The sequence below is a fragment of the Mycolicibacterium moriokaense genome (genome assembly GCF_010726085.1).
GTDB lineage: Bacteria > Actinomycetota > Actinomycetes > Mycobacteriales > Mycobacteriaceae > Mycobacterium > Mycobacterium moriokaense.
In genome coordinates this window covers 1,963,558-1,985,032 of the sequence record NZ_AP022560.1, presented here as the reverse complement: position 1 = coordinate 1,985,032, position 21,475 = coordinate 1,963,558, and the positions used below count along the sequence as shown (strand labels likewise).

18 protein-coding genes are annotated in these 21,475 nt (G+C 65.2%); 2 read left to right on the top strand and 16 right to left on the bottom strand.

What is annotated here, in order from left to right:
• Positions 1–4: 4 nt before the first annotated feature.
• From G6N43_RS09765 to G6N43_RS09690, 16 genes are all read right to left on the bottom strand, one after another.
• The gene (locus G6N43_RS09765) at positions 5–1,750 is read right to left on the bottom strand and encodes a DUF3556 domain-containing protein (protein ID WP_083157120.1); all 1,746 of its coding nucleotides are present in this window, start codon (positions 1,748–1,750) and stop codon (positions 5–7) included.
• 57 nt (positions 1,751–1,807) lie between these two features.
• Positions 1,808–2,344, bottom strand: a complete 537-nt coding sequence (locus tag G6N43_RS09760) for a DoxX family protein (RefSeq protein ID WP_083157119.1) — start codon at positions 2,342–2,344, stop codon at positions 1,808–1,810.
• A gap of 723 nt (positions 2,345–3,067) precedes the next feature.
• A complete protein-coding gene (locus tag G6N43_RS09755; RefSeq protein WP_083157118.1) occupies positions 3,068–4,321 on the bottom strand; it encodes a WS/DGAT domain-containing protein in 1,254 nt (417 codons plus the stop codon).
• Between the two features lie 17 nt (positions 4,322–4,338).
• A complete protein-coding gene (locus G6N43_RS09750) occupies positions 4,339–5,247 on the bottom strand; it encodes an alpha/beta fold hydrolase (protein ID WP_083157117.1) in 909 nt (302 codons plus the stop codon).
• Entirely contained in the window at positions 5,247–6,011 is a 765-nt protein-coding gene (locus tag G6N43_RS09745) for a hypothetical protein (RefSeq protein WP_234810296.1), read from the bottom strand. Before G6N43_RS09745 ends, G6N43_RS09750 begins: the two co-directional genes overlap by 1 nt.
• A complete protein-coding gene (locus G6N43_RS09740) occupies positions 6,008–6,757 on the bottom strand; it encodes an Rv1363c family protein (RefSeq protein ID WP_083157115.1) in 750 nt (249 codons plus the stop codon). The genes G6N43_RS09745 and G6N43_RS09740 overlap by 4 nt, the downstream gene beginning before the upstream one ends.
• Positions 6,721–8,181 (bottom strand): MCE family protein, encoded by a 1,461-nt coding sequence (locus tag G6N43_RS09735; protein ID WP_083157114.1) that lies wholly within the window; start codon positions 8,179–8,181, stop codon positions 6,721–6,723. The genes G6N43_RS09740 and G6N43_RS09735 overlap by 37 nt, the downstream gene beginning before the upstream one ends.
• A gap of 1 nt (position 8,182) precedes the next feature.
• Positions 8,183–9,331 (bottom strand): virulence factor Mce family protein, encoded by a 1,149-nt coding sequence (locus G6N43_RS09730; RefSeq protein WP_083157113.1) that lies wholly within the window; start codon positions 9,329–9,331, stop codon positions 8,183–8,185.
• Entirely contained in the window at positions 9,331–10,656 is a 1,326-nt protein-coding gene (locus tag G6N43_RS09725; RefSeq protein WP_083157112.1) for a virulence factor Mce family protein, read from the bottom strand. Before G6N43_RS09725 ends, G6N43_RS09730 begins: the two co-directional genes overlap by 1 nt.
• A complete protein-coding gene (locus G6N43_RS09720) occupies positions 10,653–12,008 on the bottom strand; it encodes an MCE family protein (RefSeq protein ID WP_083157145.1) in 1,356 nt (451 codons plus the stop codon). The genes G6N43_RS09725 and G6N43_RS09720 overlap by 4 nt, the downstream gene beginning before the upstream one ends.
• Positions 12,005–13,036: a virulence factor Mce family protein gene (locus tag G6N43_RS09715; protein WP_083157111.1), complete on the bottom strand. Its 1,032-nt coding sequence runs from the start codon at positions 13,034–13,036 to the stop codon at positions 12,005–12,007. The genes G6N43_RS09720 and G6N43_RS09715 overlap by 4 nt, the downstream gene beginning before the upstream one ends.
• A 40-nt stretch (positions 13,037–13,076) precedes the next feature.
• On the bottom strand, positions 13,077–14,534 hold the full coding sequence (locus G6N43_RS09710; protein ID WP_083157110.1) for an MCE family protein: 1,458 nt from the start codon (positions 14,532–14,534) through the stop codon (positions 13,077–13,079).
• Between the two features lie 4 nt (positions 14,535–14,538).
• Positions 14,539–15,357, bottom strand: a complete 819-nt coding sequence (locus G6N43_RS09705) for an ABC transporter permease (protein ID WP_234810297.1) — start codon at positions 15,355–15,357, stop codon at positions 14,539–14,541.
• A gap of 53 nt (positions 15,358–15,410) precedes the next feature.
• The gene (locus tag G6N43_RS09700; protein ID WP_083157109.1) at positions 15,411–16,178 is read right to left on the bottom strand and encodes an MlaE family ABC transporter permease; all 768 of its coding nucleotides are present in this window, start codon (positions 16,176–16,178) and stop codon (positions 15,411–15,413) included.
• 204 nt (positions 16,179–16,382) lie between these two features.
• Entirely contained in the window at positions 16,383–16,850 is a 468-nt protein-coding gene (locus G6N43_RS09695; protein WP_083157108.1) for a VOC family protein, read from the bottom strand.
• A gap of 30 nt (positions 16,851–16,880) precedes the next feature.
• A complete protein-coding gene (locus G6N43_RS09690) occupies positions 16,881–17,486 on the bottom strand; it encodes a TetR/AcrR family transcriptional regulator (protein ID WP_179967989.1) in 606 nt (201 codons plus the stop codon).
• Positions 17,487–17,585: 99 nt separating this feature from the next.
• On the opposite strand from G6N43_RS09690, the gene G6N43_RS09685 reads away from it, so the two are divergent.
• The gene (locus G6N43_RS09685) at positions 17,586–18,458 is read left to right on the top strand and encodes an alpha/beta fold hydrolase (protein WP_179967988.1); all 873 of its coding nucleotides are present in this window, start codon (positions 17,586–17,588) and stop codon (positions 18,456–18,458) included.
• The gene (locus G6N43_RS09680) at positions 18,455–21,361 is read left to right on the top strand and encodes an aminotransferase (RefSeq protein WP_083157106.1); all 2,907 of its coding nucleotides are present in this window, start codon (positions 18,455–18,457) and stop codon (positions 21,359–21,361) included. Before G6N43_RS09685 ends, G6N43_RS09680 begins: the two co-directional genes overlap by 4 nt.
• Positions 21,362–21,475: the final 114 nt, after the last annotated feature.

The window sequence follows — 21,475 nt, the reverse complement described above, 5'->3', positions numbered from 1 at the left end:
CCGGTCATCGGCTGGTCGTCGACGCTGACCACGTCACGTGCACGGGAATGTCGTCGCTCCACGGTTGTCCCGTCACCATGTCGGAGACGGTCACGTAGCCACGTTCGAACTCCCCCGTCGCCGCATCGACCAACCGGTACTCCTGCCGCTGCCGGTGGAACGGCTGCGCGTCGAGGAGAATGACGCGCACTTCGCCGGGTTCAAAGTGGCACCGCTTCTGCATCGCGGCGATCAGCTGCTCGTTGTGCATGTGGCCGTCGCCGAAATTCCAGCCGACCGCGGTGCTGCACAGCCGCTCACCTTCGGTGATCACGTAGTCGTCCTCGTTGAGTCCGGCCAGCGCGTTGTGCACCAACGTCAGCAGTGCCTTGCCGTGAGAATTGAAGCCGCGGAACGCATATCCCTTGTACAGGTAGATCATCGCCTGCTCCGGGCTGCCGTAGACCTTCTCGAGCTGGGAGGCGGGCATGCTCGCGATCGCGACCAGTCCGCGCTCGATCTTCTCGTTGCCCGACGGCTTGATGCACCACCACGTGGTGTCCCAGTTGCCCGCGTAGTACCGCATACCCGGCAGGAACGAGATCTTGCGTGGGAACAGGTTGCCGAGCACCACGATGGTGACCAGCACAGCAAGCAGCAGGATGGGCAGCGGCGTGGTCAGATTACCGAGGCCGACCGATGCGTGGCCGACGAAAAGCGTTACCACGCAGAACATCATGAAGACGTTCCACTCGAGCGGCACTCCCATGGGAATAGCCGAGAGGATGCCGAAGTGGAAGCACAGCATGATGAATGCGGCGATGTAGGTGGGCCAGCCGCCGTGTGAGAACAACAGCGCCAACGGGACCAGCATCTCGACGGCGGTGCTGAAATGGGCGATGAATCGCGACAACCGGCCAGGGCGCAGATCGTCGGGGAACTTCTCGAAGAACCGCCGCTTCAGCCACTTGGTGCGGATCAGTGGGTTGTTCGACATCATCGTCGAGATCACGAATGGGAAGTGCTTGTTGAGCTTCGACGTGGCGGCACCTATCCAGATCACCACACACACCAGCTTGGCGGCGATGATCATGTCGACCCCGTACCCCGCGAACAGGAACGCCACCGTGAAGGACCCGTACACCTCGCCGCGGGCGGCCAGGAAGATCACCTTGTCGCGCAGACCAATGACCGCGAGCAAACCGAGGATGGTCCAGATCTGCCACATCGGTAGCACACCGATCGAGGTGCCGAGCGACGGCATCGGTCCGGTGCCGTCGGAGAACAGCGCGACGACCAGCACCACCAGCAGCGCAGCGTAGAGCACAACGTCGACGGGTGTACGCGAGTCACCCTTGGTCAGCGGAATCCGGTCGGGCCACGGCGGCAGCCGAATGGTGTTGGGCCGCAACCAGTACAGGATGGACCCCATGGGCGGGAAGAACCGGTTGTTGAGAGGACCGAACCCGCAGCCGAGGCCGATGACCTCGTACAGCATGGTGTAGAGCACGACCTTCTGGAACACGATCGGCTCGGTCCACCAGGCGGCGACGTTGGTGAATCCGTCCACTCCCGTGGTGGCCAGCGCGAACAGCCAGCCGCCGAGGATGTAGAGCAGGATTTTCACGACATAGAACAGGTGCATCACGACAGGCGTGCCGAAGCCCACCTCGGCCCAGTGCAGGGCCATCGGACGAATCTTCTCGGAGCGCGAACCCTTGCGCCATTCGTCGAAGTCGACGACCGGCATGTCGGGCTTGAGAAATCCCATGGCCGAAAGACTAGAACGTGTTCTAGCTTCGCGGAATCAGTTCGGCGGACTCGCAGGCTACGCGGCGTCGGCCTTGGCGGGCGGCCGATAGAAGATGACCAGTTGGCCGATGCCGCCGGCCAGCCCGAGGCCCAGCGAGATGATCAGACCCCACCAGCCGTGCAGGAAGTCGTACAGCGACGAGGTGCGGAACAACAGGTAGTCGAGGCTCAACTTGCCGGCCCCGATTGTCGCGATCCCGACCGCCGACGCAGCCAGCACCAGGTTGTACTCCCAGCCTTCCTTGACGATGAAGAAGCCGTTGGGCCGGTGCACGGTCCAGGCGGCCACCAGCATCAGCGCGACGAAGCCTGCCGCCGGAATCGGCGTGAGGAGTCCGACGGCGAGACCGATACCCGCCGCCATCTCCGTGGTTGCGGCGACTCTGGCGTGGAATATGCCGGGCTTCATCCCCATGCTGTCGAACCAGCCTGCGGTGCCCGCCAAGCCGCCCTTGCCGAAGAACTTGTTGTAACCGTGCGCGGCCATCGTGAGACCGAGCACGACTCGCAGGATCAGCAGGCCAATGTCAGCAGCGGAACCGTATGCAGTCATGCAACAAAATCTAGGCCATGTGTTAAGCCCCTGCCCAGCCCCCACCCACGCTGAGAATCGTTCACGGCGGCGGCGACCCTTGCCGGACTCAACAGCACGGGTCACCGCCGCCTCGAGCGGGTGGGGCCGCAGTCGACTCCCTTATCGAGACCTGGCTGGCAATCAATGCCAAGCCGGCCGAGTCCCAATGAGGAGGTAGGCCTCAAATACCAATACCGGGAACTCCGGCAATGGACCGTTTAAGTTCTGCGCGTCTTACGGAACGCAGACAACGCCGTCAGGGCAGGTGATCTCGACCGGAATTACGCACCCGGACACCGTACCGACGATTGTGGTGAGCATAAATGCGAGCACCAGCTTGCGCATGAATAGCGGCATTACAGAACCCCCTTCGTCGAAATGACGATCTCCCCTAGACGTATTTACTGTACGACATCAATAGCGCCGCCGCCGTTTGAATTGGCCAATCGAAGCGGTCAGCTTTCTACGTTATTCAAGATCGTGGGCGGGATCCAAGGTCAACCTCCCCGTCTGCGCGGCGCGACGAAATTCGCACAATATAGTGCCTGAATTGCAATTGTTTGCTCTAATTCGCGACAACCTGTGATTTTGTTTGCTGCCAATCCCCCGAGCCGCACAATTCAGCCCTTCAGGCCCCACCGACGCGCCATAAGTCGGTTTACTCCGGCGTCAATAGAGCGTTCGCCACGGGTCGGAAACGGCTCAGCCTCCGAGCGCAGCGTCCAGGCGCTCGACGTAGGCATCGATATCACCGACCGCCGGTTCAGCTGCGTGCACGCTGATCGCGATGGTGTCCCCGATGCCGTGGACGCCGTGCGTGAGGCCCATCATCGGAGACAGACCCGGATAGCCCGCGGTCAGCACGACGGGTGCGTCGCCGAAGTGGAGATCGATCTGACCTCGGTTGACGCTGGAGACGACGGTGTTGCCCGTCACCGTCGGCGAGCGCAGCGATGGGTCGAACCGTGTGACGCCCCAGCGTAGTAGCGGCGCAGGAACAGCCTCGAAGGCGCGAGTCGCCGCACGCATCGCGGGATGGGCAGCGCGACGACGGCGATTCGAGAGATCCTCAGCGATGCGGGTAATCCGCTCGCCTGGCTTCAGGTTCGGATACAAGCCGACGCCCACGTTGCCGAAGTGATTGTGCGCGCGACGCGGGCCCTGTTTCGCCATGGGCACCTCGGCGCCAAGCAACCGCGGATCGTCGCCCAGCTCGTGCAGGTGCGCAGACAACGCCGTGGAAATCGCCGCCAGCACACCGACGGTGACGGTCGGACCCGGTATGTCGGCACGATGTCGCACCACGGTGCGAATACTGATCGAACCCTCGGGTCGCGAATTGGTGATCAGTGCCGGACGCGAATCAGCTTGCGGCGGCACGAGTCCGGCGGCGGTATCGCGCTCCAGTTGACGATGTGCGCGGGCGGCACGGTAGCCGAGCCATGGCAGCGCCAGCGGCTTGGCCGACGATGGCGGCTCCACCGGCGCTACGACACCGGCCCTACCGAACAACAGCGCCGCCAGCGCGGACGAGCGGATCCCGTCGCCGAGTGCGTGGGCCATCTGCACCACCGCCACGGCTCCCCTGCGCGTGCGTGGCATGTCATCGACAGCGCAGAAGACGTGCAGCCGCCACGTCATCGAGCGTGCGTCCAGTTGGTCCGACGCCAGCCCGGCGACGGTGGACAGGCAGTCCGTCCACGATGTCGGCTCGTGCACGACGAACTGGTCCGCGCTGACGTCGCCGGTCACCCATTGCGGGTAGCTCAGCACACTGTCGCGGACCCGTAGCGTCAACTCAGGACAGTCCTGCGCGCGGGTCCGGATCTCCTGCAGGGCCCGGTCGACGTTCGCCGGCACTCCGTTGAAGCCGTAGAGCAGAAACTGATCGTTGGGAATCTTCGCCGACATCCAGTACGTCTGCGCGTCGACAGCAGACAGTCGGCGGACCGTCATGCGTTCAGCCTAGGCGCTTAGATCGGCGATCCCACGAAGTCGGCGATGTGGCGTCCGACGACGTCGGGCTGATCGAGCTGCAGGAAATGCCCGGTATGCGGGACGATCGTGACCTCGCTGCCGTCCGGCAGAATCTTCTCGACCCACTGTGCGTAATCCGCTGTGGCACAACCGTCGTCGCGGCCATGTAGATACAGCGTCGGGATCCGCGGCGCCGCAAGCCAGTGCTCGTGCAGTTCGGCGTACTGCGGCGGTACCTTGGTGTTTCGCACGACCGCGCGGTAGAAACCCAGCGCGGCGCGCCAACGGTCAGGGGCACCGATGGACGCGTGGACGTGACGGACGTCCTCGTCGGCCGCGTATCCGGGCGACCACTTTCGCCACAGTCGCGGGACGATCCATTCGGTGGAACGTTCTGGCAGCCAGGGCAACTGGAAGTAAAGGATGTACCAGCTCCGCCGCAGCTGCGCCGGCAATGTCCTGACGAGGCGGCCGACGTCGGCGACGCGACCCCCTGGCGGACGGAACGACGCACTCGGCGGCACCGACATGATCACCGCCTTCTTGAACGGGCTGTCCGGCATCGCCGCAAGCCCGGTCCCCGCCATGGCGCCCCAGTCGTGACCGATGATCACGTCGCGGCCTGTAGCCCCGACGGCGTCGAGGACCCGCAGCGCGTCATCCATGTACGCGCCGATGTGATAGCTGCCGTCCTTCGGTAGTGATGACGGCGCATAACCCCGCATGAACGGCGCAACCACCCGCCAGCCCGCGTCGACCAGCACCGGTGCCATCTTGCGCCACCCGTAGGCGGTGTCGGGAAAACCGTGCAGGCACAACGCGATCGGCGCATCCTCGCGCCCCCACGTCAACGCACGGAGCCCGACAGCCGGCGTCGCGACGTCGATGGTTTCGGGCTCGAGCATCAGACGGGTTCGAACTCCGAGATCAGCCAGCGGCCGTCGATCTTGTCCAGGGTCACACGGACGCTTGATGCGGTGTCTGAAGGCAGATCCTGCCCGACGACCACGGTTTGGTTGACGAACACCAACACCACGGCGTGCTTAGGATCGGCCGAGACCGATGCCACCGCGGGAACCGATGCGACAGCGGAGATCTGCTTCTGCTGGGCGCCCGGGATCACGACGTCGTTGATCAGCGTTGTGTACGAATCGCGGAAGTCACCGGTCAGCAGATCACGGGCGGCGTTGAGTTGCTCGCCGACGGTATCCGGCTTGTACGACAGCATCTTGATCGTGCTGTCCCTGGCCGCATTCATCGACTCCATTGCCGGAGAAGGGTGCTGTTCCGACGCGGCAGGCGGCAACGCGCTGTAGTTGCTCGAGGTGTACTGCCACCGTGCGTACCCCGCACCCAGTGCGAGCAGCAGCGCGAGTCCCGGCAGTATGCCGTAGGCGACGACGCGTGACCATTGAATCTTGCGCTTGGCCTTCTCCGGCTCGTCGCTGGATTCCGGCCATTCCTCAGCGGTTTCGGCGTCTTCCTTGGCGTCCTCGGTGTCCTTGGTGTCCTTATCCGCCGCGTCTGAAGCCTCCGTCGCATCCGAAGTCTCTTCGGTTGGGGCCTCTTCGGTCGCCTTAGACTCCTCGGTCGTGGCCTCTTCGGTCACCTCAGCGGATTCCTTGTCGCTCTTGGCGCCACCAGCGGGCATCCGGTGTCTCTTGCTCACGGCACGAACTCCACGTTGGACACTTTCGCGTCGTCACCAACCTTCGTCACGGTCAGCCGCATCCGCCAGGCGCGCGGCTCCTGCTGGGGGGCACCGATATTCGAGGTGTTGACGGTCACCGCGACGAGCACTCGGCCCTCATCCTTGGTCGCCGACTCCAACCCCGCCTCGGCGATCGTGCCGACCGATTTCGACTGCGCCTGCTTGACGACCTCGACGAAGGGCGCCGCACGGTTCTGGAAATCGTCGTAGAACGTTCCGGTGGCCGAGTCGAGCACGCGCTGCACATCTGCCTCGGCGTGCTCCCAATCGATCGTCGTCAGATTGAGCGCGCCCTGCCTGCCGACTTGCAGGAACAGTTGTCGCTGCTTCTCGCCCTGGTACGCCGCATAGGCGCGGTATCCCGACCAGCCGGCCAGACCGCCGAGCGCGAGCACCGCCACCAGCCCGGCAATCGTCGCCAGCCGAACGTGCGATATCCGCTTCTTGGCAGGCGCCGACGTCTCCTGGTCGCCGCCCTCGGTGGCCTTCTCATCGGCGTCATCGCTCGCCTCGTCGCCGTCGTCGTCCGCATCAGCGGTCTCTTCGGCGGCTTCGGTGACTTCAGTGCCCTCGGTGCCTTCGCTGTCCGACTCGGTCCCGGCCTCCTCCGCGGCCGATTCGGGCTCGGCGGCGCCGGACTGTTCTTCCTCCGCCGCCGAAGTCTCGGTCAGTTCCCCGTCGGGGGCAGCAGCATCGTCTGCCATGTTTGCTCCTCTGCGGCGCCTCGGGCCAGGTTGGACTGTGTGTACTCGCGTCCGTCCGGCCCAACATACGTGCCAGTCGCAGGATCATATTCGGCGGCCGCTATCGGCGGTGGCGCCGGACCTGGCGGATGAGCTACTTCTGCAGGTGGAGTACCAGGTGGCAGCTGGGGAATCGACTGCCCGGACAGGGTGCCGTTGGGATCGCCCTTCCAGTTGTAGCCGTCGTTGAGCGGCACGTACTGCTCGTCGCTCTCGCACATCTTCACCGTGGGCGCACGTTTGCCCGGCACCGTCACGCACGGAAGGTTGCGGGCACCGCGGACGTTGAACGGGGCGTCCTGCGGGATACGGCAGTACACGTCGCCGGCCGGCCGGTCCGGATAGTCCTGCAGCGCAGGCACCCGCTGCTGCTGTGTCGGAAGGAATCCGGTCGTGCATGGTGGCGGCAGGTTCAGGTTGAGGTTCAGCGTCAGGTAGTCGCCCATGTAGTCCTGTTTGGTGTTCGCCTTGGCCACACCGATCGCCTGGGTCGTCGCGGTGCCCTGCGGCAACAACACCAGCAGCTGCTCGAGGCTGGGCTGGTAGGCGACGGCGACTTCGCCGATGCTCACCAGGTTGGCCAACACGATCGGCAGCGTGGGCTGCAACCGGTCGAACAGTGCCCGCACCTCTTCCGCAGCGCCCGGTCCCTTCTCCAGGATCCCGGCCACTGCGGGGTCCTGGGACTGCAGCTGCTCGGTGATCGACGCGAGGTTGGACGCCCACGCCCGGATCGCGCCGCCGCTGTCGGTCTGGGAATCGAGGATCGGTTTCGACCGATCGATCACGTTCGTCAACGAGTCGAGATTCTTGCGGGCGTCGATGGCCAACGCGGTGCCGCCGTCGACCAACCGGGACAGTTCGGGCCCGAGTCCCCCGAACGCCGTGTACGCCTCGTCCACTGCCGTTTGCAGATTCTCGCGCGGGATCACGGCAAGGCCGCGGTTGGTGGCGTCCAGGACGGTGTTGACGTCGATGGGCACGCGCGCCCGATCCTGCGGGATGACGTCGCCGTTCTTCAGCTTCGGGCCTTCGCCGCTCTGCGGAATCAGCTGCACATACAGCTCACCGACCGCCGACACGCTGTGCACCTCGGCGATGAGATCGGCGGGGATGGGCACATCGGAGTCGAGCGAAAGATCAGCGGCGACACCGTTGTTGGTGAGCTTGACGCTCTTGACGATGCCGACCTGGGTGCCGCGATATGTGACGTTGCCCCGTGGATAGAGCCCACCGGCTTCCGGCAGCTCCAGCGTGACGCGGTACTCGCCGATACCCATGAGTGCGGGCAGGCGCATGTACGAGATGACCATGATCCCAAGCGCCACAACGGCCAGCATGGAGAAGATCAGCAGCTGGATAACGATCTGTCGAGTCATTCGCATGTCACGGCCCCTGATCCCAGCGATAAGCCACGAGCAACGGGTTGCCGCCGGGCGGCGGGACGTTTTGGTTGCACGGGCTTGGCAGCTGGCCGATGGTGCGGCCCCACTGCAGCTCCATCCACGTCAGGTTGCATTCGAACCGCGTCCCGACGAACAAACCCTGGTCGAGGCGGCTCAGCGTCATGTCGACGACCAATGACAAGTTGGCGTAGTCGCCCCGAATCCAGTTGGTCAGCGTCTCTTTCGGGAACGGGAACGTCGGCAGGAAGCTGAGCGCCCTGGTGAGCGCGGGGCCCGCATTGGCCAGCGACTCCAGCACCGGCCCGATGTCTTTGAGCTCCTGGACGAGCGCTTCCTTGGTTTGGTTGACGGAATCGGCGGCCAGCGCGCTGAACCTGCCCAGCTGTACGAGTGCCTCGGCAAGATTGTTCCGCTGATCCTTCAGCACCTCGAGCGCATTGGGAATCGTGCGTAATGCCTTGTCCACCACCGGCTTCTGCTCGGCGAACTGGCCCACGAGGTTGTTCAGACTCTCGTTGGCCTCGATGATGTCGCCTTTTTGGTCGTTCACGTAGCCGATGAACACGTCGAGCTGCTCGATCAGGCTGCGCAGCTCGGCTTCACGCCCGGCCCACGCGGTGCTGAATGCCTCTGTGATTTCGTGGATATGGCCGATCCCACCCCCGTTGAGCAGCAGGGCGACGGCCGCCAGCGTCTGCTCGGTGCTCGGATAGTTACCCGACGACTTCAGCGGGATCAGCGAACCCTCGTGCAGTCTGCCCTGCGGCGCCTCTTCGGTGGGCGGTGCGAGCTCGATGTGCAGGGAACCCAGCAGGCTGGTCTGTCCGAGTTTGGCGGTCGCGTTGGCCGGAAGTTGGACATTCTCATTGAGTTCCATGGTGACCAAGGCGTGCCAGCCCTGCCGCTCGATCTTGGTCACGTTGCCGACGGTGACGTCCGCGACGCGCACCCGGGAGTTCGGCTCGATGTTGTCGACGTCGGGCATCTGCGCCTGGATCGTGAACGAGCCGGGACCGCGGCCCTGAACCCCGGGCAACGGGAGCGAGTTCAGCCCCTGCCAGTCCGCGCATCCGGACACGACGAGGCCGAGGACCAGCAGTCCTACGCTGGCACACAAGCGAATTCGCATCACGGTCCCACCACCCCCGTCGGCATCATCATGCCCTGGAGTCCGTCGGCCGGATTCGTGGCGACGACCGCCTCGGCGGGCAGCGGGGGCCCGGGTGGCGGCGGAGGTGCCGCACCGTCGGGCGCCGGCGGCGGAGGTGCGACAGGCGGTTGCGGCGGAATGTAGTTGGGCCGCATCCACTCCTCGCTGTAGGTGATCTCGTTCGGCCGCGCCTGGGCACCGACGAAGAGGTTCTGGCCGATCGGCGGGAAGTTGTACTGACGGTTCTTGATGATCGGGGCAAGGTATTGCACGCACAGCTTCGCCGACTGCTCCGCGTTGAGTCGCGACGCCGCCTGCACGGCACCGCACAGGAAGCTGATCGGGTTGGCGAAGTTGTTGACCGCCAGGATGGCGCTCGCCCCACCCTGCGCGGGCTGATACACGTTGACGTAGTTCTGGAATGAGTTGGGCGCGACGTGCAGGAATTGCTTCACGTCATCGAGGCTGTCGTGCAGCGCCTGGGTGACGCCCGCCAGCTTGTCCGATGTGGTGCCCAACGATTCGCGATTCTCCGCCACGAACGTCTGCACCTCACCGACGACGGCGTTGAAGTCACGTACCGCGTCGGCCACCTCGTTGGGACTGTCGGCGAGCAGACCGGTCACCGATGCCAGGTTCTGGTTGAGCTGACGCATCAAGGTCGTGCTGTCCTGCAACGCGGAAACGAGGATCGACAGGTTCTTGATGGTCGAGAAAATGTCGGTGCTCTTGTCGCCGAGGGCCGAAAACGCCTGCGACAACTTGATCACCGTGTCGCGGATGTTCACGCCCTGGCCGCGCAGGTTTGCGGCGGTGGTGTTGATGACCGCACCCAGCGGACTCACTCCACCCGGTTCCGTCGGCTGCAGCTCCTTGGCGATCCTTTCGAGTTGCTTCCGCAGCGTGTCCCACTCGACCGGTACGACGGTGCGCTCGCGCGGGATCACCGCGTCGTCGGCCATCGTGGGACCGCCGGTGTAGACCGGGGTCAGCTGGATGGCACGAGAGGTCACCAGGGTCGGCGACAGGATCGCGGCATTGGCGTCGGCGGGCACCTTGTACTTGCTGTCGTACCAGAACGAGATCTTGACCCGATTGGGCTCGGGCTCGATCTTGGTGATGCGCCCGACGTTCACGCCGAGGATCCGGACGTCGTCACCCTCGTAGATGCCGTTGCTGTTCTCGAAGTACGCAACGACGTTGGTGCGGTTGATGGTGTCGCTGGTCCGGAACAGCACGACCACACCGGCGACCAACAGCACGACGAGTGCGGCGGCCAGCCAGCTCTTGCGGACGCGGTTCACTGTCCCGCCTCCCCCGTCAGCGGCGGCGCTTCACCCGGCGCGGGAACCATCACCGGGGTCGGCGTCGGGACCGGAATGGAGCGCTGCCCCGGCGGTGCCTCCGCGGGCGGTCCAGGCGGCGGTCCGCCAGGCGGCGGCGCAGGCAGCGGTTCGCGGTACGGGTAGCAGCCGGTTGGGCCGGGCAGCGGTATGCCGGGGGGACCGCATCCCTGGTCACCGGGATTGCCGGTGATGGCGTCGGGCAGATTCAGATGCGGTTCGCCGCCCTGCCCGGTGCGCGGGTACGGCACCGGCATGGCGGGCAAGCCCGGCTGGCCGACCGGCGCATCGGTGCGCTCGGACGGCAACAGCACATTGGGATCAAGGCCGAGGTCCGAGAACGCCACGTCGATGAACGGCTGCAGGAACTGGCCCGGCAGCAGGTTGGCGATGTAGTTCTTGAAGAACGGTCCGGACGAGACCGCCTCACCCAGCGACATCGCGTAGGAGCTCACCAGTTTCAGCCCCTTCTGCAACCGCTCCTTGCGGTTGTCGAGGACCGTCAGCACGCCGTTGAGCTTGTCGATCGCCGGCTTCATCGTCTCGCGGTTCTCGTCGATGAAACCCTGCAGCTGTTGGCTCAGCGCCGAGACGCTCGCCGAGATCTGATCCACTGCGGCGGCTTGGTTCTGCAGCTCGGCCAGCAGTGCGTTGGTGTCTTTGACCAGCGAGACGATCTGGCCACTGCGCTCGGCCAGTACGGCCGTCGACTTGTTGGCGTTGGTGAGCAGTTCGCGCAATTCCGCGTCGCGTTCGTTCAGCGTCTCCGAGAACCGGGCCACACCTTCGACCGCGACCCGCAGTTCGGGTGGCGTCTCGGAGAACGTATCCGCCACCACGCGAAGCGAATCGGAGAGTTGGGTCGTGTCAAGGCCGCTGATCGTCGTCGCGAGCTCGCCAAGGGCGTCCGGCAGCTGGTACGGCGACGTCGTGCGGTTTTTCGGGATGGTGCCCTCCAGCCGGCCGTCGCCCCTCGATGTGACTTCGAGGATCTTCGTGCCCAGCAGACCCTTGGTCTTGATCGCCGCTTCGGTGCGGTCGCCCAGGGCGATGTCCTTGTCCACCGTGAACTTGATCAAGACCTGCGGCCCGTCCAGTTCGATCGACTGCACCTCACCGACCTGGAATCCCGAAACCTGAACGGCCACACCCGTTGTGAGACCACCGGCTTCGGCGAAGTACGCGGAGTACTCATTGGTCTGGTTGAGGAAGGGGATCTTGTCGTACTGCAGCGAGATCAACACGATCGCCGCGGTCAGTGTGAGCCCGATGGCCCCCATGATGAACGGACTGCGTTCGGAGAACGGCTTCATCGCGGCGCACACCTCCCCGTCGACTGGCCGGCAACCTTTACGTAGACGGGCTGGCCGCCCTTGCCGTTGAGCTTGAGGACGATGTCGCAGAGATAGAACGAGAAGAAGTCGCCGTACAGGCCCTGTCGGCCGAGCGCCTGGTAGGCGTCCGGAAGCGTGTTGAGCAGGTTGTCGAAGTAGTCATGGTCGGCCACCACGATTCCCGCCGACCGGTCCGTCTCGTGGATGGTCTTCGCGAACGGCGGCCTGGCCTCCGACAGCAGATCCGCGACGCTGCCCGCGGCCGCGTTCGTGTACGCGAGTCCATTACTGATCTCGGTTCTGCGTTCCGCCAGACCCTGCACCAGTTCGGACAGCGACTCCACCGCCTTTGAGAACTGGTCACTCTGGCCGCCCAGCGACCCCAGCACGGTGTTCAGATTGACGATGACCTCTCCGATCAACTGATCCCGGTCGGCGAGCGTGTTCGTCAGCGCCGCGGTTTGCGTCAGGAACGATCCGATCGTCGCGCCCTGTCCCTCGAATGCCTGAATCAACTGGCCGGACAACGCATTCACCTGATCGGGATCCAGAGCCGAGAACAACGGCCGGAAGCCGCCGATCAACGCATCGAGATCCAGCGCCGGAGAGGTCCTGGCCAACGGAATCGTGTCCCCCGGCTTGACCTTCGTCGTGCCTCCTGCGCCCTCGACCAACGAGAGGTAGCGACCGCCGATCAGATCGTCGTAACGGATCACCGCCCGGTTGCCGTCGGTGAGCACGACCGAATCGTCGGCGGTGAACTCGACGAGGGCGGTCGTGTCCGGCTGTATCGAGATCTTCTCGACCTTGCCGACCTCCACACCCGCGATGCGGACGAAGTCGCCCTCCTCCAGGCCTGTCACGTTGAGGAACTCGGCCTTGTACGTGTTCGACTTCTCGCCGAAGCGCAACTGCCCGAACACCGCATACAACGCGAAGACACCCAGAAGACACACGGCCAGGAAAACGCCGAGACGAACCAGAGCGCTGCGCCAGCTCCCAGTCATGTCGGCATTCCTTTCTCGGTCGAAGTGTCAGTCAAAGGGGTCAAGGTCCGGGTGCGGCGAAGTGCGGCAACGGAACCGGCGGCAACGGCGTCGGCTGTTGGAAGGCCGGCGCGTGCACCACGAACGGCTCCGAACCCGGCGTCGGCCCCGGATCGCGCGGCGCTCCCGGCGGAGGTGCAGGCGGCAGTCCCGGCCACAACGGCGTGCCGTCCGGGGCGTACAGCGGTGCCCCGTAGGCAGGCGCACCCGGATACGGAATCGGTCCGATCGCAGGCCCGCCGAACAGATTCCGGATGCTGGGCGGTTCGGGCACCGCGCGCGTCGTCGGCAGATAGTTGACGTAGCCGGGGAAGCCGATGCCGGGGTTGGGGCGCCAGTCGATGCCCGTTCCGAAGCCGGTGTTCGTGATGAGTTGGCGGACGGGCCAGTTCTCCTTGACGTTGGGCAACGACCCGCAGCTCGGCTTACCACCGGGGCCACCCTTGGCGCCGATGATGGGCAAATGCCTTGGGTAACTGTAGGGATCGTCGCCGAGCGCGAGGCCGGCATCAAGGACGATCGACCGCCCATTGCCGCCAGGCGCCTCATAGCCGCCGTGGTCGAGCAGGTACTTTGCGCCCACCAACAGGCACGTGTAGGTCGGGTTGTACTTGTACAGCAGCTTGGTCGTCGGCTGCAGCACATTGATGGCCTTGATCAGGTTGGCCTGACTGGGCGCCAGCAGGCTGATGCCGCTGTTGGAAAGCCCGATTGTGCTGAGCAGCAACGCATCCAGCGCGTCCGCATGCTTGGTGATGGTTTCGCTCGTCGTGCTGGCCGCATTCAGCGTCGCGAGAATGCCTTGCGCCGCATCGCTGTACGTATCGCTGAAGTCCCGCAGCGCCTGCCAGTCCTCGCGAACCTTCTCGCTGCGCGGATTCAGCGCGAGCAACACCTCGTTGGCGTCGGTGGTCGCCTGGCCGATCTCCGCGCCCTTACCGCGAACGCCTTCGGCGAGCGCCGACAGCACGCTGTTGAGCTTCGCCGGGTCGATCTTGTCGAGCACGCCGACCACGTTCTCGAACACGGTGTTGACCTCGACGCTGACGTTGCGTGACACCAGGACCTGCCCGGCCCTCAGGCGCTGCGGGCTGGGATCTTTCGGGTACACGAGGTCGACGAACTTGGCGCCGAACACGGTCGTGGCGCGGATCTGCGCCTCGACATTGGCCGGGATGTGCTCGATCTGGTCGGGGTCGATCTCGAGCTGCAGCTTCACCGGCTCGGTGCCGCCTTCGATCGCGGCGACCCGCCCGACCTGAACGCCGCGCAGCTTGACCTTGGCATCGGTCTCCATCACCAGGCCGGACCGCTCAGACGTCAGAGTGACCGGCACGAACTTGCGCAGTGAGCCGGTGAACAACGCCCACGTCAGCCAGACGGAGCCGACCACGATCAGCACCAGGATCAGCGTCCACCAAGCGGGGTGCAGTCCTTCGTCGTCTCTCACGTCAGCCATGGCGTCATCCAGCCAGGTTGAAGTTGCCGGACTGCCCGTACACCGCGAGCGAGATCATCATCACCACGAACGCCGCGACGATCAGAGAGGTCCGCACCGCCCGGCCGACCGCCTCGCCCACGCCCGCGGGTCCGCCGCTTGCCGAGAAGCCGTAATAGGTGTGGATCAACATGATCACGATCGCCATCGCGATGCTCTGCACGAAGGACCAGACCAGGTCGGTGGGGTTCAGGAACGTCCTGAAGTAGTGGTCGTAGACGCCCGTCGACTGGCCGTAGATGACGGTTGTGCCGAACCGGGCGGCCCAGAACGAGGCGAGCACGCCGACGCAGTAGAGCGGGATCACTACGACGAGGCCGGCGATCACCCGGGTGGACGCCAGATAGGCGACGCTGCGGATGCCCATCACCTCGAGCGCGTCGATCTCCTCGTTGATCCGCATGGCGCCGAGTTGCGCCGTGGCGCCGGCGCCGATCGTGGCCGCAAGTGCGATGGCCGTGGTCGCGGGCGCGATGAGGCGGACGTTGAAGAAGGCCGACGCGAAACCGGTCAACGCCTCGACGCCGATTTCGGAGAAGTCGGTGTAGCCCTGGACCGCGACCAGCGCGCCGGTCGTCACGGTCAGGAACCCGACGATCGCGACCGTTCCGCCGATCACCACCAAAGCGCCGGTTCCCAGCCCCATCTGGGCGATGATCCGCAGCAGTTCTATCCGGTAGTGGGTGAACACGTAGCCGACGCTGCGCAGCGTCTTGCCGTAGAACTTCGTCTGCGTGCCGATGTGGTTCCACGCGCCGACCCAGTTGTCGAGTCGCCTCGCCAACCTTGGGAAGCGCCGGTCGATCGGCCGGCGGGTCCGCTCCAACGGTGGACTGCTCACAGCGTCACCCGCACCGCAACCGCCGTCGCGACGACGTTGATCGCGAACAGTGCCATGAACGTGAAGACCACCGTCTCGTTGACCGCGTTGCCGACGCCCGCGGGGCCGCCGCCGACGGAAATACCCTTGTAGCAAGCGATTAGACCCGCGGAAAGCCCGAACAGCGCCGCCTTGATCAAGGCGATGGTGACGTCGAGCGCGCCGATGATCAGGGTCAGGCCTGCCGCGAACGCACCCGGTGACACGTGCTGGATGTAGACGCAGAAGAAATAGGCTCCGGCGAGGCCGACGAGGATCACCGTCGCGGAGAGCGCCAGCGACACCAACGTCGCGGCCAGCACGCGCGGGACCACAAGTGCCTGGATCGGATCGACACCCATCACCCGAAGAGCGTCGAGTTCTTCACGGATGGTGCGGGCGCCGAGGTCGGCGCACATGGCGGTCGCACCTGCACCGGCGACCACGAGCACAGTCACGATCGGCCCGATCTGCCGCACCGTGCCGAGAGCAGCGCCCGTGCCGGAGAAGTCGGCCGCGCCGAACTCCCTGAGCAGAATGTTGAAGGTGAACGTCAACAGCACGGTGTAGGGAATCGTCAGCATCAACGTCGGCACGATCGACACCCGCGCGACGAACCACGCCTGCGTGATGAACTCGCGCCACGCGAACGGTGGCCTGAACATCGCGACGAACGTGTCGAGCGCCATCCCGTAGAAGCCGCCGACTGCGCGAACGGGCTTTCCGATGATGGAGGAAGCGACCACTACCTACTTCCTTCCGACATAACCGATCCCCTGCAATGCGTCGACGCCGTGTTTGAACGCACGGGAGTACGACGCCGGTGACCGTAGCATCACACATTTCGTCGTCGGCAACAGGACCATCGCGGATGTGTCACTCCCCCCGGAAGGCATACAAAAGGCTACTTCCGAGAAGAAATTTAGTAGTCGTAACCGTTAAATAGAGATTTACTTGACGCCGACGGCGTCCTCCAATTCGGCGATGACGAGCTTGCGCATGGTGAGCATCGCCCGGGTCGCCGCGACCTCGGTGGCGGGGTCTTCGAGCAGCTCATAAAGCCGGTCGGGGGTGATCTGCCAGCTCAGACCGAATCGGTCCTTGAGCCAGCCGCACTGCGACTCCTCACCCCCGTCGACCAGCCGCTCCCAGTAGTAATCGACCTCGGCCTGGTCCGTACAGCGGATCTCGAATGACACCGCCTCGGTGAACGGGAAGTCAGGACCGCCGTTGATGCCGAGGAACCGCTGGCCGTCCAGCACGAATGTGCCCCAGGCGACGTCGCCGGGCGTCCCTGGTCCGGCCTCGTTATAGCGGTACAGTCGCTCGATCGCGGAGTTCGGGAAGATCGCCGTGTAGAACGCGGCGGCTTCTTCGAGGTTGTTGTCGAACCACAGGCTGGGCGTTATCGATGGCATGTCAGAACTGACCCCTGTCGGGGAACAAACTCATCGCGGTTTCGCGCCCAGTGCCCTCAACGCGAAGTCCAGGACACGGTCCTGTGCGCGCTGCACCCCTTCCTGGTCTTCGTAGTGCTGACTGACCATCACCCTGCTGATGACCGCGCTGATCGCGACCGCATCCTGTTCGGGATCCGTCAACGGAAACGTGCCGTCGTCGCGGCCGCGCCGCAGAATCTTGACCAGCGACCGTTCGCGGTCGTGATGGGATTGCTCCCGCGCCTCCCGGTAGCCCCTCGCGGCGCGCACTTCGTCGGAATCGATGACAGTGAAATGCATCCGCGTCTGGTCGTCGAAGATGACCACGAACATGCCCGCGATCCAGGCCCTGAGTTGATCGACCGGACCGCCGCCCACGTCGGTGCAGATGCGATCCAGACGTTCGGACAACGCTTCCGTCTCCTCGCGCAACATCGCCAGGAACAGTTCGTCTTTGGACTCGAAATGGCGGTAAAAGGCCCGCGTCGATACCCCGGCGCGCTCCAGGATGGCCGCGACGGGGATGGCACCGCTGTGCGGCTGCGACAGACAGCTGTACGCGGCCTCGATGATGCACTCCCTGTCGTCGGCATCCGAGGCGGTCTCTGGCTGCACGTACCGAAGTGTATGGACGGCGCCCGCCAGCGGGTCCAAGTTGGCCGCAAATTCCTGCTGAGTAACGTGACCGGTCGGGGCCCAGCCGAGAGGACGTCTGTGAGCAGCACAGCCAGCGAACCGCAAACGGTGAAGTACCGAGTGCCCGCCGAGGACACCGAGATCACCCTGGTCGCCGATGAGTGGAACCGCGGGGCGTCCTCGGCCGCGGACCGACCGACGGTGCTCATGCTGCACGGCGGCGGCCAGAACAGGTTCTCGTGGAAGAAAACCGGGCAGATCCTGGCCGATCACGGTCTGCACGTCGTCGCGCTGGACAGCCGCGGACACGGTGACAGCGATCGGGCGCCGAAGGCGAACTACACGGTGGACGCGCTGTGCAGCGACACGCTTGCCGTCATCGACCGGATCGGTCGGCCGGTGATCCTGATCGGCGCGAGCATGGGCGGAATGACGGGGATGCTCGTCGCTGAGGCCGCCGGCCCGGAGAAGGTGACCAAACTCGTGCTCGTGGACGTGGTGCCCCGGTATGAGAAGGACGGAAGCGCCCGCATTCGCGAGTTCATGGCCAGCGGGATGGACGGTTTCGCGTCGCTCGACGAAGCCGCCGACGCGGTTGCCGCGTATCTGCCGTATCGCACCAAGCCCCGCAGTCCAGACGGGTTGAAGAAGAACCTGCGCCTACGCGACGGCCGGTGGTACTGGCATTGGGATCCGGCGTTTCTCACCGCACCGCTCGACGACCCGTTCGTCCGGGTGGAGAAGCTGGAGCGCGCAGTGGTCGATTCGACCATCCCGATCCTGCTGATCCGTGGCAAGCTCTCCGATGTGGTCAGCACTGAAGGTGTCAAGGACTTTCTCGAGAAGGTGCCCCGCGCCGAGTTCGTCGAACTCTCCGAGGCCGGGCACACGGCCGCCGGGGACGACAACGACGCATTCTCCGAAGTCGTGGTGCAGTTCGTCTGCAAGTGAACGTCGGATTCAATTTCCTCGAGGAGCCGGAGCTGCCGGCTCCGCAAGTCAGCGAGGAACAGGCTGAGCAGATTCTGCGCGAGCACTACGGATTGCGTGCCCGCGCCAAATCGCTGGGTAGTCAGCAGGATCGCAACTTCACGGTCGTCGCCGAGGACGGCGCGATCGCCGGGGTGTTGAAGATTGCGAACCCGGCCTTCAACGCAACCGAGCTCGAGGCACAGGACCTTGCGGCGGACCTGATCGCGCGGGCTGAGCCCGAACTGCGGGTCGCTGTGCCGATGCCGAACGTCGCAGGCGAGAAGTGCACGGCGATAACGGGGTTGGTGGACGGCACGGCCTATGTGCGGCTGCTGCGCTACCTGCCTGGCGGAACGCTGCTGGAGGACGGCTACCTGTCGCCCACGGTCGCTGCCGGTCTCGGTGACGTCGCGGGTCGGGTGAGCCGGGCCCTGGCCGGTTTCTTTCATCCCGGACTGGACCGAGTGCTGCAATGGGATCTGCGCTACGGCGCCGACGTTGTCGCCCAACTGCTTTCACACGTTCCCGACGCGGCGCACCGGGCCGCACTGGAGACCGCGGCGCAGCAGGCATGGTCGCGTATCGCACCGCTGGCCGAGGAATTGCCGCGCCAGGCGGTCCATCTGGATCTCACCGATGCGAACGTCGTGGTGTCACGCGATCGGGGCGGAGTCCGCGCGGACGGGGTCATCGACTTCGGCGATCTCACGGACAGCTGGGCGGTGGCCGAGCTGGCGATCACGGCGTCGTGCGTACTCGGGCATGCCGGCAGCGATCCGACCTCGGTGCTGCCGGTGATCCAGGCGTTCAACAGGATTCGGCCGCTGTCGGCGGCCGAGGCCGAAGCACTGTGGCCGCTGTTGGCGTTGCGGACGGCGGTGCTGATCGTCAGCGGCGCGCAGCAGGCTGCGCTGGACCCGGACAACGACTACGTGACCGAGCAGTCCGACGGCGAATGGCGCATGTTCGAACAGGCCACGTCGGTGCCGATGGACGTCATGACCGAGGTCATCAAGGCCGACCTCGGGCTGAGCCGGGCGGCTGCGCCGGTGGAGGTGACGACCCCGCTCGTCGATGCGCCGGTGGTGACGCTGGACCTGACCACGACATCCGATGCCTACGACGACGGCCGGTGGCTATCAACGGATGTCGAGGATCTCCAGGCGCGGGCCGCCGTCGGCGACGGCGCCGAGCTGGTGGTCACCGAATACGGGCAGCCCCGGCTGAACCGGGCACCGAAGCTGAGCCAGGAAAGCCCCGCTGTCGTACCGACCGGCATCAACATGTGGCCGGCGTCGACGATCGACCTGCGTGCCCCGTGGGACGGCGAGGTGGTCAACGCGTCGACCGACGTCGTGACGTTTCGGGGTGACGGTGTCGAGCTGACGCTGGCCGGTGTACAGGCGCCCACGTCGGGCAGCCTGCGCGCCGGTGAGACGCTGGCGCAGGCAGCCGCCGAGCGGTGGGTGCACGTCGGTGTGCAGCCCGTCGGCGCACCGCAGGCACCGTTGTTCACGACTGCGGAGTTGGCACCGGGTTGGCTTGCGCTGACGCGAGATCCGCGCCCGCTGCTCGGATTGGACGCAGCGCAGGCGTCGACGACGACGGATCTGTTGTCACGCCGCAACGCGAGTTTCGCGCAGGTGCAGGAGCACTACTACCGGGAGCCGCCGCAGATCGAGCGCGGATGGCGTCACTACATGCTGTCGACCCGCGGTCGCTCCTATCTCGACATGGTCAACAACGTGACCATGCTTGGCCATGCTCACCCGCGGGTCGCCGACGCCGCGGCCCGTCAGCTGCGCAAGCTCAACACGAATTCGCGGTTCAACTACGAGGCGGTCGTCGAGTTCAGTGAGCGGCTGGCCGCCACCCTGCCCGATTCGCTGGACACGGTGTTCCTGGTGAATTCCGGTTCGGAGGCAAGCGATCTGGCGATCCGGTTGGCGACGGCGGCGACCGGCCGCCGCGACGTCGTCGCGGTCAGGGAGGCCTACCACGGGTGGACGTACGGCACCGACGCGGTGTCGACGTCGATCGCCGACAATCCGAATGCGCTTGCCACCCGGCCCGATTGGGTGCACACGGTCGAGTCGCCCAACAGCTTCCGCGGCAAGTACCGCGGTGCGGAGGCCGTGCTCTATGCGGCCGACGCGGTGCGGCAGATCGAGGAACTGATCGCAAGCGGTCGCGCGCCCGCGGCCTTCATCTGCGAGAGCGTGTACGGCAATGCGGGCGGCATGGCGTTGCCCGACGGCTATCTGCAACAGGTGTATGCCGCGGTGCGTGCCGGCGGTGGCCTCGCCATCTCCGATGAGGTCCAGGTCGGGTATGGCCGTCTCGGCGAATGGTTCTGGGGCTTTCAGCAACAGGATGCGGTGCCCGACATCGTGTCGATCGCGAAGTCGACGGGTAACGGCTATCCGCTGGGTGCGGTGATCACCAGCCGTGAGGTCGCGGACAGATTCTCATCGCAGGGCTACTTCTTCTCGTCGACGGGCGGCAGTCCACTGTCGTGCGCGATCGGCATCACGGTGCTCGACGTGCTGCGCGAGGAAGGACTGCAGGAGAACGCGTCCCGCGTCGGGGGGCATCTCAAGGCGCGCCTGCAGGAGTTGCAGCAGCGGCATCCGATCATCGGCACCGTGCACGGGATCGGGCTGTACCTCGGCGTCGAGATGGTCCGTGACACAGAGACACTTGAGCCCGCGACCGAGGAGACCGCTGCGATCTGCGACCGCATGCTCGGACTCGGCGTGATCATCCAGCCGACCGGCGATCACCAGAACATCCTGAAGACGAAGCCGCCGTTGTGCATTGACGTCGAGGGCGCCGACTTCTACGTCGACGCGCTGGACCGGGTGCTGACCGAAGGCTGGTAACTTTTTTCTCGCGAGCAGTCGCAAACACCCCCGTTTTCACGGCGTGTCGTGGCAGTTTGCGTCTGCTCGCCGGCGTTGTTGGCCGCTCCACACCCAACTCGGACGCGATCGCGG

Excerpts from the sequence above, each read along its gene's own strand:
- G6N43_RS09765 (WP_083157120.1), bottom strand. The coding sequence starts at position 1,750 with ATGGGATTTCTCAAGCCCGACATGCCGGTCGTCGACTTCGACGAATGG.
- G6N43_RS09760 (WP_083157119.1), bottom strand. The coding sequence starts at position 2,344 with ATGACTGCATACGGTTCCGCTGCTGACATTGGCCTGCTGATCCTGCGA.
- G6N43_RS09755 (WP_083157118.1), bottom strand. The coding sequence starts at position 4,321 with ATGACGGTCCGCCGACTGTCTGCTGTCGACGCGCAGACGTACTGGATG.
- G6N43_RS09750 (WP_083157117.1), bottom strand. The coding sequence starts at position 5,247 with ATGCTCGAGCCCGAAACCATCGACGTCGCGACGCCGGCTGTCGGGCTC.
- G6N43_RS09740 (WP_083157115.1), bottom strand. The coding sequence starts at position 6,757 with ATGGCAGACGATGCTGCTGCCCCCGACGGGGAACTGACCGAGACTTCG.
- G6N43_RS09735 (WP_083157114.1), bottom strand. The coding sequence starts at position 8,181 with ATGCGAATGACTCGACAGATCGTTATCCAGCTGCTGATCTTCTCCATG.
- G6N43_RS09730 (WP_083157113.1), bottom strand. The coding sequence starts at position 9,331 with ATGCGAATTCGCTTGTGTGCCAGCGTAGGACTGCTGGTCCTCGGCCTC.
- G6N43_RS09720 (WP_083157145.1), bottom strand. The coding sequence starts at position 12,008 with ATGAAGCCGTTCTCCGAACGCAGTCCGTTCATCATGGGGGCCATCGGG.
- G6N43_RS09715 (WP_083157111.1), bottom strand. The coding sequence starts at position 13,036 with ATGACTGGGAGCTGGCGCAGCGCTCTGGTTCGTCTCGGCGTTTTCCTG.
- G6N43_RS09710 (WP_083157110.1), bottom strand. The coding sequence starts at position 14,534 with ATGGCTGACGTGAGAGACGACGAAGGACTGCACCCCGCTTGGTGGACG.
- G6N43_RS09695 (WP_083157108.1), bottom strand. The coding sequence starts at position 16,850 with ATGCCATCGATAACGCCCAGCCTGTGGTTCGACAACAACCTCGAAGAA.